This is a genomic window from Paenibacillus sp. FSL H8-0282, from assembly GCF_037963825.1.
GTDB classification, from domain to species: Bacteria; Bacillota; Bacilli; order Paenibacillales; family Paenibacillaceae; genus Paenibacillus_AQ; species Paenibacillus_AQ odorifer.
This window is the reverse complement of the sequence record NZ_CP150146.1, coordinates 3,825,944-3,840,813: the sequence shown is the minus strand read 5'-3', so window position 1 is coordinate 3,840,813 and position 14,870 is coordinate 3,825,944. Positions and strand designations below refer to the sequence as shown.

General features: G+C 43.7%; 13 protein-coding genes. 10 read left to right on the top strand and 3 right to left on the bottom strand.

The window, feature by feature from the left end; all coding sequences use genetic code 11:
* Positions 1-42 precede the first annotated feature (42 nt).
* From NST94_RS16520 to NST94_RS16500, 5 genes are all read left to right on the top strand, one after another.
* Complete coding sequence (locus NST94_RS16520; RefSeq protein ID WP_339282153.1) at positions 43-1,059, top strand: SAM-dependent methyltransferase; 1,017 nt, start codon at positions 43-45, stop codon at positions 1,057-1,059.
* 123 nt (positions 1,060-1,182) lie between these two features.
* Positions 1,183-2,676 carry a serine/threonine-protein kinase gene (locus tag NST94_RS16515; RefSeq protein WP_081383375.1) on the top strand — a complete coding sequence of 498 codons (1,494 nt, stop codon included), beginning with the start codon at positions 1,183-1,185 and terminating at the stop codon, positions 2,674-2,676.
* Between the two features lie 114 nt (positions 2,677-2,790).
* Positions 2,791-4,344, top strand: a complete 1,554-nt coding sequence (locus NST94_RS16510; RefSeq protein ID WP_036687697.1) for an ABC-F family ATP-binding cassette domain-containing protein — start codon at positions 2,791-2,793, stop codon at positions 4,342-4,344.
* A gap of 73 nt (positions 4,345-4,417) precedes the next feature.
* Positions 4,418-5,458: a ThiF family adenylyltransferase gene (locus NST94_RS16505; RefSeq protein ID WP_076302608.1), complete on the top strand. Its 1,041-nt coding sequence runs from the start codon at positions 4,418-4,420 to the stop codon at positions 5,456-5,458.
* Between the two features lie 116 nt (positions 5,459-5,574).
* On the top strand, positions 5,575-6,294 hold the full coding sequence (locus NST94_RS16500; protein ID WP_076281720.1) for a response regulator transcription factor: 720 nt from the start codon (positions 5,575-5,577) through the stop codon (positions 6,292-6,294).
* Between the two features lie 45 nt (positions 6,295-6,339).
* On the opposite strand, the gene NST94_RS16495 is transcribed toward NST94_RS16500, so the two are convergent.
* A complete protein-coding gene (locus NST94_RS16495) occupies positions 6,340-6,840 on the bottom strand; it encodes a C40 family peptidase (protein ID WP_076128433.1) in 501 nt (166 codons plus the stop codon).
* Between the two features lie 294 nt (positions 6,841-7,134).
* Positions 7,135-7,776 (bottom strand): thiamine diphosphokinase, encoded by a 642-nt coding sequence (locus NST94_RS16490; protein ID WP_036687693.1) that lies wholly within the window; start codon positions 7,774-7,776, stop codon positions 7,135-7,137.
* 165 nt (positions 7,777-7,941) lie between these two features.
* On the opposite strand from NST94_RS16490, the gene NST94_RS16485 reads away from it, so the two are divergent.
* Positions 7,942-8,406: a low molecular weight protein-tyrosine-phosphatase gene (locus tag NST94_RS16485; protein ID WP_076184504.1), complete on the top strand. Its 465-nt coding sequence runs from the start codon at positions 7,942-7,944 to the stop codon at positions 8,404-8,406.
* 137 nt (positions 8,407-8,543) lie between these two features.
* On the opposite strand, the gene NST94_RS16480 is transcribed toward NST94_RS16485, so the two are convergent.
* Positions 8,544-9,275: an alpha/beta hydrolase-fold protein gene (locus tag NST94_RS16480; protein WP_076279314.1), complete on the bottom strand. Its 732-nt coding sequence runs from the start codon at positions 9,273-9,275 to the stop codon at positions 8,544-8,546.
* Between the two features lie 265 nt (positions 9,276-9,540).
* Between NST94_RS16480 and pdhA the strand changes: the two genes are divergently transcribed.
* From pdhA to lpdA, 4 genes are all read left to right on the top strand, one after another.
* Positions 9,541-10,608, top strand: coding sequence for a pyruvate dehydrogenase (acetyl-transferring) E1 component subunit alpha (pdhA, locus tag NST94_RS16475; protein ID WP_038571556.1), 1,068 nt, complete (start codon positions 9,541-9,543; stop codon positions 10,606-10,608).
* A gap of 15 nt (positions 10,609-10,623) precedes the next feature.
* The gene (locus NST94_RS16470; protein ID WP_038571553.1) at positions 10,624-11,601 is read left to right on the top strand and encodes an alpha-ketoacid dehydrogenase subunit beta; all 978 of its coding nucleotides are present in this window, start codon (positions 10,624-10,626) and stop codon (positions 11,599-11,601) included.
* 106 nt (positions 11,602-11,707) lie between these two features.
* The gene (locus NST94_RS16465; RefSeq protein WP_076184428.1) at positions 11,708-13,354 is read left to right on the top strand and encodes a 2-oxo acid dehydrogenase subunit E2; all 1,647 of its coding nucleotides are present in this window, start codon (positions 11,708-11,710) and stop codon (positions 13,352-13,354) included.
* Positions 13,355-13,356: 2 nt separating this feature from the next.
* Positions 13,357-14,769 carry a dihydrolipoyl dehydrogenase gene (gene lpdA, locus NST94_RS16460; RefSeq protein ID WP_036687684.1) on the top strand — a complete coding sequence of 471 codons (1,413 nt, stop codon included), beginning with the start codon at positions 13,357-13,359 and terminating at the stop codon, positions 14,767-14,769.
* The last annotated feature ends 101 nt before the right edge of the window (positions 14,770-14,870 follow it).

The following is a 14,870-nucleotide window of genomic DNA, read 5'->3' as shown; positions in this document are numbered from 1 at the left end:
TTAAGACATGATAACGAAGAGCAGACCACTGCTCCGGAAGAAATGGTGTACTCCCGATATATTTGTACAGCTAATCACGGCTTTGCGCCATATGCTCAGGAAGAGCTTCGGCGCTTGTTCGGCGCAGTGAAGAGTACGCTGCTGCTGCCGGGAGAAATCATTCTAGCCACCTTGCAGTCTGAACCCGAGGAAGTATCACGATTGCTCACACAGAATCTGCCCATTTTCCTTCGTCATATACAGCCTGTGCAGTTTCAGGATGAAGGAACCATGGATGCGTTACAGCGTTTGGCTGTGTATTTAAGCCGCCGCAGTGAGCTAGAGGGGGAGAAAGTATCCCTAAATGTTCGTAAAGGGGATCCTTCCTTCTGGCAGGAAAGTCCGGGCGAACTTCGGGAATGGCTGCAGGAGCAATTGCAGAGCTTGGGTGCAGAATTTACAGTACAAGATCCGGCATGGGTCATTTCTGTCTACGCAGACGGGAATGCCTTATATGCAGGAGTGTCCAGACCAGAAGAGAATCTGTCCGGCTGGAATGGCGGTGCAATCCGTTTCCGCAAGGAAGACGGACAAATCTCACGTGCTAAGTTCAAGCTGATGGAAGCGGAGAAGGAGTTCGCTATTCCTTTTTACAGCTTCCGTAATGCGCTTGATATCGGTGCCTCTCCAGGGGGCTGGACTTCTTTCTTGCTGGAGCGTGGAATGAAGGTAACAGCGGTTGACCCTGCTTTGATGCATGAATCGCTGCGTAATTACCCGGGTCTGAAGATCCTGCGCAAAAATGCCGGAGAAGTGAAATTCCGCGATAATGAATTTGATCTGCTTGTATGTGATATGAGCTGGAGTCCTAAGCTGATGGCGAAGCTTGTAACCGGGCTGCTGCACAGCCTGTCCCCAGGCGGAACAGCGATTGTGACCGTAAAGCTGATGCATAAGAAACCTCTAGCGATGATCAAAGAGATCATTGCAATGTTTGAGGGCGAACGTATGCAGATTCAACGGGCCAAGCAGCTGTTTCATAATCGTGACGAAATAACACTTTATATGATTAAATACTAAGTTAGATCCTAATTTAAAAATCTTAAGGGAAAGCATCCCGTTATTAACGTTATCGTAATCTGCGGTAACAACGTTAATGGCGGAAGCTTTCTCTTTTTTTATGTGAAAAAGGGGGAAGTTCAGGTGGATTTTGCATCGAAGCTTGGGGTAGGGCAGATAATGGACGCCAGATACAGAATTATTGATCAGATTGGAACAGGTGGAATGAGTATTGTCTATCTTGCGGAGGATCTGCGTTTAAAGGGGAAACGCTGGGCTGTAAAAGAAAGTGTAAGCTCAGAAGAACTACCTTCAGACATTGAGGCGGAAGCGGAGATGCTAATGGGTCTGGATCACCCGCGGCTTCCACGTATTGTTGATTACTATCTTTCGGATAAAGAAGGGTATTCTTATTTAGTTATGGATTATATTGAAGGGATAACTTTAAGTCAGCTGATGAAGGATAATCCCGGACCTTTACCTTGTGAGTTCATCCTACAAATAGCTAAACAGCTTTTAGAAGTCCTGCAATATTTACATGGTCATCATCCGCCCATTGTTTATCGTGATTTAAAGCCCTCTAATCTTATGTTAACTAAGCAAAAAGAATTGATGTTAATCGACTTCGGAATCGCTCGAAATTATAGAAAAGGAATCGTTGAAGATACGGTGAAGCTTGGTACAGTTGGGTTTGCGGCTCCTGAGCAGTATGGGAACGGGCAGAGTCAGCCGGTTTCTGATTTATATGGTCTTGGTGCATTGCTTTTATATATGGCTACCGGAGGCTTATGCAGCCACTGGGAGTCAGGAATGGAAAATAAGTTGCGTGACCATGTTCCCGCAGCTTTTATTCCTATAATTAGACGTTTATTACGGCCACATCCGGAGGAAAGATATCAGGACGCAACAGCTGTTATTCAAGCACTGGTTCATGTGGAGAATGATATGGATGAAGGTAATTCTTTAGCAGTGTCTGTGCCCCTAGTGGTTGATAAACGGAAGGCTAAAGTGATCGCCTTACTTGGAGTAGGGCCGGGACTTGGAACAACACATACTTCATTTGCAATTAGCAGTTATCTGGCACAGATCGGTTCAACAGCTTGGGTTGATCTATCACCGGATTCATCGGTTTATGAGCGCATGCACAATATGGTTGATGTGCAGAGCGCTTCAGTTCCTGATGAGAGCTCTGAGTCTGTATTTTCCTGGAGGAAGGTTCATTACTGGAAGCGACCTCACCATGGGGATGTAGCAGAGCTTATGAGAGGAGCTTATCAATTTGTTGTCTTAGATCTGGGCACGGGTGGATTTGATGGAGCGCTGGAAGAAATCAAGCATAGCGATATTCCCATTCTAATTGCTTCTGGCGCCGATTGGCGATTGGAGGAATCTTTATTATGGATTAGGAGAAGGGGGCTGCAGCCTGAACGGGAATGGAGAGTGGGTTTACCACTTGCTGAACACCAATCTGTTGAACTGTTGCGAAATTCTTTAGGTATAGATAGGGTTTATAATTTACCATGTCAGCAAGATCCATTTTTACAAAAAGGGAAGTTGGCAGATGTAATTGCTGAGCTGTTAGGGGACATTAAGGGCGAGCGAAACGTTGGAAAACGCCGTGGTTTTTTCTTAAGATAGGCTATTGGGACTAACATTTAATTCAGTGTTCCGCTAAAGTATGATAAAATATATATTTATACGTGATTTGATTTACGCATTATTTAAGTATAGACAGGAGCTTGCGGAGAATTTATGAGTTTACTTACTGTAGAAGACGTTTCCCACAATTTTGGGGATCGGACATTGTTCAAGAACGTGTCTTTCCGGTTGTTACCAGGAGAACATGTTGGAATTGTTGGAGCAAATGGCGTTGGTAAATCGACGCTAATGAACATTTTGACAGGAAAGCTTTTGAAGGATAATGGTAAAGTAGAGTGGACCCCTCGGGTGCGTTACGGTTATTTGGACCAACATACGATTCTTACACCGGGTAAAACGATTCGCGATGTTCTAAAGGACGCTTTTTTGCCACTGCTTGAGTTGGAGCAGGAAATGCTGAAGATCACAGAGCAGATGGGTGATGCTTCGCCTGAGGAACTAGAAGTACTACTGGAGCAGATGGGAGACATTCAGGAACAACTGGATATCGGAGATTTCTATCTGATTGATGTAAAAGTAGAGGAAATGGCCAATGGTTTAGGCCTGTCCGTGATTGGGCTAGATCGTGATGTTGCTTCTCTCAGCGGTGGTCAAAGAACCAAAGTGCTGCTGGCGAAGCTGCTACTGGAGAAACCCAATGTACTATTGCTTGATGAGCCTACCAACTATTTGGATGTTGAGCATATCGATTGGCTGACCAACTATTTGAAACAGTACCCATATGCATTTATATTGATTTCCCATGACACTGAGTTTATGAATAAAGTCGTTAATGTCGTTTATCACTTAGAGTTCGGTAAATTGACCCGTTACACGGCGAACTATGAGAAATTCCTCGATATGGCGGAGATGAACAAAAACCAGCATATCGATGCCTATGAGAAGCAACAAGATTTTATCAAAAAACAAGAGGACTTCATCCAGCGGAATAAAGCGCGTGCTTCAACTTCAGGCCGGGCAAAAAGCCGTGAGAAGCAGCTTGATCGTATGGACCGAATTGATCGGCCTGAAGAAGCTGCTAAGCCGACCTTTAAGTTTAAAGAGAGCCGGGCAAGCGGGAAAACCGTCTTCGAGGGAATTGATTTCGAGATCGGTTATGATCGTCCGCTGCTGCCACAGCTAAATATGGTCATTGAACGTGGAGAGAAGATTGCTATTGTTGGCTGCAATGGTGTGGGTAAATCGACACTGCTGAAGACAATTCTGGGAGTGATCCCAACATACAGCGGCAAAACCTATCTTGGGGATTATCTGAACCCTGCATATTTCCAACAAGAAGTGAAAGCAGCTAGTCTTACACCCATTGAGGATGTCTGGAATGAATTCTCCAGTTTAACTCAGAACGAAGTTCGTGGACATCTGGCACGCTGTGGCCTAAAAAATGAACATATTACACGTCCGCTTAGTATGCTGAGTGGTGGGGAGCAAGCGAAAGTGCGACTTTGTAAGCTTTTGATGCGCGAAAGCAACTGGGTACTGTTCGATGAACCTACCAATCACCTTGACGTTATTGCTAAAGCAGAGTTGAAGCGCGCTTTGCAAGAATATAAAGGCACAGTCCTGCTTGTATCTCATGAACCTGATTTTTATGAAGATTGGGTTACGAAAATTTGGGATGTTGAGCAGTGGTCAGCTGTACAGGTATAGAATAATCATAAATCCGGAGAATAGCAGACATCCTGCTGTTCTCCGCTTTTTGGATATGGGGAGGAGATAATGTATGTTTCATAACGCTGGGCGAGAAGATCGATACTCACGACAGATACGTTTCGCGCCGTTTGGAACTGAAGGACAGCAGGGTCTTGCAAAATCAAAAGTGCTTGTAGTTGGTGCGGGTGCGTTAGGTACAGGGATTGCAGAGACATTAGTCCGCTGTGGGGTTGGGCATGTTCTTATCGTTGACCGCGATTATGTAGAGTGGAGTAACCTGCAGCGCCAACAGCTGTATACCGAGATGGATGCGCAGGAGCGAGCTCCAAAAGCCATTGCAGCCCAGAACAGACTGCAGCAGATTAATTCTGAGGTTGTCATAGAAGCGCATGTTATGGATGTGCGGAAGGAAGAGCTGGAAGGACTCATCTCAGGGGTGGACCTGATTATGGATGGGACTGATAATTTCGATACACGTCTCATCATTAATGATATTGCCCAAAAGAATAATATCCCTTGGATTTATGGAGCATGTGTAGGAAGCTATGGAATTACATATACGATTTTGCCTGGAGAAACGCCATGTCTTCATTGTCTTTTAGGTACAGTCCCACTAGGGGGAGATACCTGTGATACAGCGGGTATTCTCCCACAGGCCGTGCAATTGGTTACTGCAAATGCTACAGCTGAGGCGTTAAAGCTTCTCGGTAACCGTAAGGACCAATTAAGGAATAAACTGCTGACTTTCGATGTATGGCGTAATGAACATCAAGAAATTGGCGTGAAAAGTGCTAAAAAGGAGAATTGTCCTTCTTGTGGGACTCATCCGATCTACCCTTATCTAACAGCCTTAAATACGGAACGAAGTGATGTGCTTTGTGGCAGGGATACCGTACAGATCCGCCCTGCCCGGCCGCAGAAACTTAACTTGCAGGAAACAGCCAGTCGTCTGTCTCGTTTAGGAGACGGTGAGGTAGAGAGCAATCCTTATCTGATTTCCTTTAAGGAAGGTCCTTACCGGATGGTGATCTTCGCAGATGGCCGGGCATTGATCCATGGAACGAAGGATATTGCCGCTGCCCGTAGCTTTTATCATCGATATTTTGGATAAAAAGCATAATAAACAAATCCTCAGGCCATTTCATAGGAATGGTCTCTTTGTTTTCCGGGGATTCTATATCTATTAATGGGATGCTGATGCATGTCTGATGGATACGGGGGATCTTCGTGAGTGAGCAAATGATATGGTACATGTCTGCGGGAAACGGAAGAGGAGAGGAAGAACTAGACGCTATTGCGAAAGTGTTTAATGATATCGGTCTGCAAATAACAAAAAGCGAAGATCCCGAAGATCTTCGCTTATCCATTTCTGAAGTAGAACCGGTATTGCTGCTTGCTGATTTAGGCGAGGTGGGAACATGGGAAGGATGGAAAATCATTTCCGAAGTAAGAGATGAGGGAATGATTCTTCCGGTCATGGTGATTTCCGAAGAATTATCTGGTAACGGAGCAGTTGCGGCCTTTTTAGCCGGAGGGAATGATTTCATGACAAAACCACTACATACCGGTGAATTTAAATGTAGAATTCTAAATTTATTAACCCTCACGGGTCGGCGTCGAAATTTAAAACATCTGTTAAAGGTAGATGGTTTAATGCTCGATCCCAGCCGCAGGCTGGTCACCCGTGAAGGGATCGAGCTTAAGATGACGCATAAAGAATTCGATCTTCTATATTATCTCGCTGCGAATCGAGGGATTATATGTTCCCGCGAGGAAATACTCAAACAAGTATGGGGATATCAATTCCATGCAGATACCAATGTTGTAGATGTATACATCAGGCATATCCGCTTAAAAATTGATAAAGGGTACCGGAACAAGTTGATTCATACTGTTCGCGGAACAGGATATGTAATGAGGGTGCCCGAAGGCAGCACCACATCCTGAGACTAATTCTCTTTTATAGAAAAGACTCTACTATAGAGCTGTTGTTTACAGTACGCGGCGAGCCTTTAGATAAGTCTTTTTCCATGTACCAGAATTAAGATCAGAAACCGTAACACCTGGTTTACCGTAAGTGTGCAGAATTTTACCGTTTCCAGCGTAAACAGCTACGTGAGTTACATTTTTACCAGTTGCTCTGCTGCCGCTGGAGAAGAATACAAGATCGCCGACACGAAGGTTAGCTTTGGATACAGCAGTTCCTACTTTTGATTGAGCCGCAGCTGTGCGGGGTAATGATACATTATATTTATTAAAGATATGTTTCATAAAGGAAGAGCAGTCAAAAACCTTAGTAGTAGAAGTAGAGGCTCCGAATTTGTATGGAGTTCCCATAAAGTTTTTTCCGAAATTGACAACGCTTTGTCCTTTGGACACCGTAGCGGCTTCAACTTTAGTTGCACCTACACCAGTTGCCATCATTGTTCCTAAGCCCATTGTAGTAACCATTCCTATAACAATCGCTTTTTTTATCCATTGTTGTTTATTCATGTTGTAAGTACCTCCAAAGTTAGTATATCAATCTGTCTTGCTTGGCTTGTCTTGCTTGCCTGATTCGTAGTATAGCAGGTTATCTATGTCATAAAATTTGGTAGAGCAGCAATAAAGTGAGGCTGGGCCTGGGTTGTAAACGTTTTATTAAAAATTCATTAAAAGTTACAAAAAATTAATAATTTGATATTTTGAGCAATAAAATAAGCCGTAAACCCCATGATATATAAAGGATTTAACGGCTTTTTAATTTTGAAACAAAAGTTACAAGGATGTTTCTATATCACTATGTATTTAGTCTTTGCTCTGAATAATCAGCAATAATCCACTACGTATTCTAACTGTTCCAGTGGAGGAAATCAGTTTGTTGCTTACACCTAGAGATTGCCCTAGCTTTAAAGTAGCATCATTCAAAGGATATTGAAATCCTTCTAATGTAATCCCTGTTACTTCAGGAGTTAATGGAAGCAAAGATACATAGGTGTAGCCCAAATCTTCAATGACTGTTTGGGATCCGGTAAGTGTCACATAGTTATTAGAATCCATCACGTAGCAATTGATTTGCCGTTGTAGAGCCCTTGTCATCATTTGAATGCTGGCTAAGGAGTGATCAATTCGAGTGCCTGTAACTCCTAATAGTAAAATAGAATCAGGTTGTTGATTCATTGCAATATCGAGTGCCATCTCACTGTCGGTTAAATCCTTGTTCACGGCGTCACAAGTGATTGTTTTTTTACTTTTGGATTGAATATCCTGAAAAGCCTCAGGCGATACAGAATCAAAATCACCTACCGCAATATCGGGTATATATCCATGTGAGATGAGGAATAATGCACCCCGGTCCGCACCGATAATAAAATCTTCTTCATCTAATAGAGCGAAATAATCCGGAGATAGTTCTCCACCGGCAAAAATAACAACTCGTTTGGATGGCATAACATCCATTCCTCCTCTAAAACTCTAGTTGGTTATCCTGTCCCAGTATAATGCAGATCGAAAAGTTGCACAATTGACCAAGACAACGCTAAAATGATAGTGTGCGATTTTTTATGTGCATAAATTCATATTTACTAATGTTTTAACAATTGGGAGGTGAATGAAATCGTAAACGTGCTATTTGTCTGTCTGGGTAATATTTGTCGCTCACCAATGGCGGAGGCCGTTCTGCGCCATAAGATTGATGAACGAGAGCTTTCACATAAGATTCTGGTTGACTCTGCAGGAACTGGAGATTGGCATATAGGTAAGGAACCGCATGAAGGGACTAGACGTATACTTGATCAAAACAAGATTAGCTATGCAAATATGGCAGCGCGTTTGGTCAGTAGCGAGGATTTTCAGAAGTTTGATTATATCGTCTGCATGGACAAGTCTAATGGAGAGAATGTTCGAAAGGTTCCTGGTGGAGAAGAGGCTAAGCTTTTGTTCTTCATGGATTTATTGCCTGAGGAAGAATTGAGAGAAGTACCAGACCCTTATTTTACAGGTAATTTTGAACAGGTATATGATTTGATCAATGCAGGCTGTGACGTGTTGCTAGAAATGGTGATAAGAGAAAAGCTGTAACCCGGTTGGGTTCCAGCCTCTCTGATTAGTATTAAAGTAAATTAAGGAAATTTGCTGGATTAAACTGTAAGCGTAAACACGGCTGAAATCTACATACGTTCTTTAGATGTTCATTTTTTGCTTCTATCAATAAGGCATTATGTGTTTAAAAAATAGAGTAGAGATTCAGGGAGTTCCTTTTGCCAAAAGCCCCAGAGATGACGACCGTCTTTCTCCCGGTAGGATACGGTAGCTCCACGTGCTTCAAGCAATGCTTTTGTTTCTCTGTTCATCTGAACAAAATCATAGGTCCCTGTATCAGTCTGGTAATCTGTTTCCTGCAGTCCAACGACCATATTAATGTTGAGCCAGGAGAGATCTTCTTCTTTAGCCAGCATGGCTTGTGATTCGGGATAGAATGCACCGGATAGGCTGATGATACGTGTGAAGATAGCTGGATAAGCAAGAGCGAGATGGAGGGAGACGCTGCCTCCAAGGGAATCACCGGCTAAGATTCGTTCGTCGGGTGTACGGCGTACGGGATAATTTTTTTCAATGAAGGGAATAATCTCTTCGGAAAAGCAAGATAGGTACTCCTTGAATCGGCTGCCGAACGGAGCGTATTCTTGAGTCCGAACAGCGACGTTAACTTCTACACCAACGATAATGAAGGGCTCGACATCTTCTTCTATAATAAGTTGTCCAGCAAGTGTAGCAATGCGTCCAAAGTTGAAAAATTCTTCACCGTCTTGGCAGTACACCACGGGGTAACTCAGAACTTCATTGTAGCCTGGGGGCAGATAGATACGTAATTTACGTTCCTCCTGCAGATGTTCACTCCAAAGCGTTTCTTTTACAATTGTGCGTTTCAGAAAAACAGAATCGCTCATCGTTGTCACGTCACCTTTCTTGTCGAATTTTGCAATACACACAGGGTTACGCTAAAATTATTAAATGTGTAACTGTGTTATTAATCATTTACTTGTTGGAAAAGTGTTAAACTGTTATATAAAATTTCCTCACCTGTTATACATACAAAATTTGAAGGAATATAAATTTTATAAGTATTTCTTTGACGAAAGTAACTAAACAGGTGTATAATAATATTATAACAGAGGCAGCTGATATTCAAATTTTTTTATTGAGGTGAAGATAATGAGTAAAGTTCCTTATGAAGTGTATACAGAGGACGTCGAGGCTCTATCGGTACTTTCCCCGGATGGAGAAATTATCAATAAGGATAAGATGCCCGATTTAACCGACGATCAACTGAAAGAAATTATGTATCGTATGGTATTTACCCGTACTTGGGATGATCGTGCAGTAAACCTTGGCCGTCAAGGTCGCCTTGGTTTCTACGCACCGGTATCCGGTCAAGAAGCTACCATGATTGGTAGTGAGTTCGCTTTGGAGAAAGAAGACTTCTTATGCCCAGGCTACCGTGATATTCCGCAGCTAGTATGGCACGGACTTCCATTGTACCAAGCTTTCTTATATTCCCGCGGTCACCAACATGGTGGAGCTATTCCTGACGGGGTTAATGTATTGATGCCACAAATTATCATCGGTGCGCAAATCCTGCACGCTACTGGTATTGCTATGGGCTTCAAATTGAAAAAACAAAAGAATGTTGCAATTACTTACACTGGTGATGGCGGTTCTTCAGAAGGTGACTTCTACGAAGGCTTGAACTTTGCTGGTCGTTTTAAACTGCCTGTAATCTTCTTTGTTCAAAACAACGGTTATGCGATTACGACTCCGTTCGCTAAACAAACGGCTTCCAAATCGATCGCTCACAAAGCGGTTGCAGCTGGTATTCCAGGGATTAAGGTTGACGGTATGGACATCTTTGCAGTAATCAGTGCTGTACGTGATGCTGCAGAACGTGCACGTAACGGCGAAGGTGCTACATTGATCGAAGCTGTAACTTACCGTTTCCGTCCACACTCCCTTTCTGACGATGCAAGTAAATATCGTTCGAAAGAAGAAGAAGGACAATGGAGTGAAAAGGATCCAATCGCCCGTCTTGCCAAGTATTTGGAGAAGAAAGGTCTTTGGACTGAAGAAGATACACTGCGCGTGAAGGATGAAGCGAAAGCTACTGTTAACGAGCAGATCAAAAAAGCTGAACAAACCGAAAAAATGACAATACCTGGCTTGATCGACAGCATGTTCGAAGTAACACCTAAACATCTGGAAGAGCAAAAAGCCGATTTTGAATAAGGGGGATATCAGGCAATGGCACAAATGAATATGAAAGAAGCGATTCGCGACGCGATGCGCGTTGAACTGAATCGTGACCCTAACGTTCTTATCTTCGGAGAGGATGTTGGTAATGTAGGTGGCGTTTTCCGTGTAACTGAAGGTCTGCAAAAGGAATTTGGCGAAGATCGTATTTTTGATACACCACTAGCTGAGTCTGCTATCGGCGGTCTGGCATTTGGTCTTGGTGTACAAGGCTTCCGTCCGATTGCTGAAATTCAATTCGTAGGTTTTATCTTTGAAGCACTGGATCAAATCGTTGTTCAAGCAGCACGTTTGCGCTGGCGTTCTGGCGGTAAATATAACGCTCCAGTAGTATTCCGTACTCCTTTTGGTGGCGGAGTTAAGGCTGCTGAGCTTCACACTGACTCACTCGAAGGTTTGATCGCACAAAGCCCAGGGATTAAAGTTGTAATTCCTTCAAACCCATATGATGCGAAGGGACTTCTAATCGCGTCTATCCGCGACAATGACCCTGTCTTCTTCATGGAGCACTTGAACCTTTATCATGCATTCCGTGCTGAAGTGCCAGAAGGTGAATATACAGTTGAACTTGGTAAAGCGAACGTAGTACGTGAAGGTTCTGACGTTTCGATCATTACTTACGGGCTGATGGTACATACAGCTACCAAAGCAGCCGAGCAACTCGAAAAAGAAGGCGTTAATGTTGAAATTATCGACCTTCGTACTGTAAGTCCAATCGACATCGATACTATTGTAGCGTCTGTGAAGAAGACTAACCGTGCTATCGTGGTGCAAGAAGCACAAAAGAGTGCGGGTGTAGCTGCTGAAGTTATCGCACAAATCAATGAAAAAGCACTACTGCACTTGGAAGCACCTGTGCTTCGTATCGCAGGTCCTGATACTGTGTATCCATTCGCACAAATAGAAGATACATGGCTTCCAAACCCTGCACGTATTATTGCAGGCGTGAAGAAAGTTTTGGAATTCTAAATATTTTTACGAGAAACAGTTGTCATCCATATGGATGACAACGTTGTTTCATCTTATAAAGTTTAAATCATAAGGTTAGTCCCAATTTCACGAGGAGGTTTTCAAAGTGGCAAAGTTTGAATACCGATTTCCTGAACTAGGTGAAGGTCTGCATGAAGGTGAAATCATCAAAATGCATATCAAAGCCGGTGACAAGGTAACGGATGATGATATCGTAATGGAAGTTCAAAATGACAAGGCGGTAGTTGAGGTGCCTTGCCCAGTAAACGGTACTGTATTGGAAGTTCTGACAAAAGACGGTCAAGTATGCCGTGTCGGTGAAGTAGTGGCTATTATCGAAGCAGAAGGTGACGTGCCTGATCAAGAGGGTGCTGCTACTGAAGCTCCTGCTGCTCAAGCGCCAGCTGCACCAGCTGCTCCAGCATCTAACAAAGCATCGAATTTTGAATATCGCTTCCCTGAGCTGGGTGAAGGTCTGCATGAAGGTGAAATCATCAAAATGCATATCAAAGCCGGTGACAAGGTAACGGATGATGACATCATCATGGAAGTTCAAAATGACAAGGCGGTAGTTGAGGTTCCATGTCCAGTGAATGGTACTGTATTGGAAGTTCTGACTAAAGATGGCCAAGTTTGCCGCGTAGGCGAAGTTGTAGCTATTATCGCTGCTGAAGGCGACGTTCCTGAACAAGAAGGTCATGCATCTGCTGAAGCCGATGCAGCAAAAGGAAGTGCAAACACTACTTCTTCCCCTGCAGCAACAAGCCCTGCTGATGCTAAAGAAGGCGGATCTGCAAGTGTAACACCAGCTCCTGACCGCGATGTTTTGGCTACACCAAGCGTTCGCAAATTTGCTCGTGAGCAAAAAGTGGATATTTCCAAAGTGAACGGAACTGGTAAAGGTGGTAAAATCACTCGTGAAGACGTAGAAGCCTTCTTGAAAGGTGGTTCTACACCAGCAGCTCCTGCAGCAGCAGCGTCGTCTGAAGCTCCTAAGGCTGCTAAAACCGAAGCTAAAGCAGCACCTGCAGCAGCTAGCGGTAACGTTAGTCTTGAAGAAGAACGTGTACCATTCAAGGGTATTCGTAAGGCGATCTCCAACGCAATGGTTAAATCGGCTTACACTGCTCCACACGTAACCATCATGGATGAAGTAGATGTTACTGAACTGGTAGCATTCCGTACACGTATGAAACCTATTGCTGAGAAAAAAGGCGTTAAGGTTACTTACCTTCCATTCATCGTTAAGGCACTTGTTGCAGCTTCCCGTCAATTCCCAGCACTCAATGCTATGATTGATGAAGAAGCAGGCGAAATTGTCTACAAGAAATACTACAATATCGGTATCGCTACTGATACACCAAACGGTTTGATCGTTCCAGTTATCAAAGACGCTGACCGTAAGAGCATTTGGATGATTGCTAGCAGCATCACTGACTTGGCCGTTCGTGGCCGTGACGGTAAATTGTCTGCTAACGAAATGAAGGGCAGCACGATCTCTATCAGTAACATCGGTTCTGCTGGCGGTATGTTCTTTACTCCAATCATCAACTTCCCTGAAGTGGCTATCCTCGGAACTGGCCGTATCAGTGAAAAAGCAGTTGTGAAAAATGGTGAAATCGTAGTTGCTCCAGTAATGGCGTTGTCACTCAGCTTTGACCACCGTATTATCGATGGTGCGACTGCTCAAAACTTTATGAACTACATTAAATCGCTGCTCAATAATCCTGAGCTGCTGGTTATGGAGGTATAATTATGGTAGTAGGAGACGCTTCACTAGATATTGATACATTGGTCATTGGTGCAGGTCCTGGTGGGTATGTGGCGGCAATTCGTGCCGCCCAGCTCGGCCAAAAAGTCCTCATCGTGGATAAATCGGAACTCGGCGGTGTATGTTTGAACCGTGGATGTATTCCTTCTAAAGCCTTGATCGCTGCTGCGCATCAATTTGAATCCGCACAGCATGGTGAAGTTTTCGGCGTTACAGCTGAGAATGTTAAAGTGGATTTTGCCAAAACTCAAGAATTCAAGAACAGCGTAGTTAAAAAAATGACTAGCGGTGTGACTAGCTTGATGAAGGGCAACAAAATTGAAGTATTTAACGGCGAGTGCATGTTTATCAGCGACACAGAAGCACGTGTGTTCAATGATCATGAATCTCCACGTTACCGCTTCAAACACTGCATCATTGCTACAGGTTCCCGTCCAATTGAACTTAAACCTTTCCCATTCGGCGGACGTATTCTGTCTTCGACTGAAGCTCTGGAACTTCCAGAAATTCCGAAGAGCATGATCGTAATCGGTGGTGGATACATCGGTGCCGAGCTTGGTCAAATGTACTCTAAATTTGGCACTAAAGTAACAATCATCGAAGGTTTGGATACTGTACTTCCAGGCTTCGATAAAGATATGACTCGTCTTGTTGCGAAAAACATGGCTAAAACTGGCATCGAAATCGTAACTAACGCTAAAGCTGAAAGTGCTGTTCAGAACGACAAAGAAGTAACCGTGAAATACTCTGTTGGTGGCGAGTCCAAAGAAGTTACAGCAGATTACTTGCTTGTAACTGTAGGTCGTCGTCCTAACACTGACGGTGAACTTGGTCTGGATCTGATCGGTCTTGAGCTCGACGAGCGCGGATTGATCAAAGTTGATCACCAAGGACGCACAAGCATTCCTACCATCTTCGCTATCGGCGACGTTGTTCCAGGTCTTGCTTTGGCTCACAAGGCTTCTTACGAAGGTAAAATCGCTGCTGAAGCAATTGCAGGACTTACATCTGTTGTTGACTACAAAGTCATCCCAGCTGTTGTATTTACAGATCCTGAGTGTTCAAGCGTTGGTTTGACTGAAAAAGAAGCAAAAGACAAAGGCTACAAAGTGAAAAGCGGCAAATTCCCATTCGCAGGAAATGGTCGCGCAGTATCTTTGAACAGCCCAGAAGGCTTCATCAAAATTGTTGCTAACTCCGAGAACAATTTGGTACTGGGAGCTCAAATCGTTGGTATCGAAGCTTCCAACTTGATCGCTGAACTTGGTTTGGCAATCGAAATGGGCGCAACGCTTGAAGATATCGCTTTGACTATTCATGCGCATCCAACCCTTGGCGAAATCGTCATGGAAGCTGCTGAATTGGTTGAAGGTCACCCAATTCATGTAATGAAATAATTTTTCTCCAAAATTGCTCTAGCAGGCAACAGAAAGGCGGACGCAAATGCGTTCCGCCTTTTTTTGTGTTTTCCACTTTTTTGAAAAGAGATATACTGGGA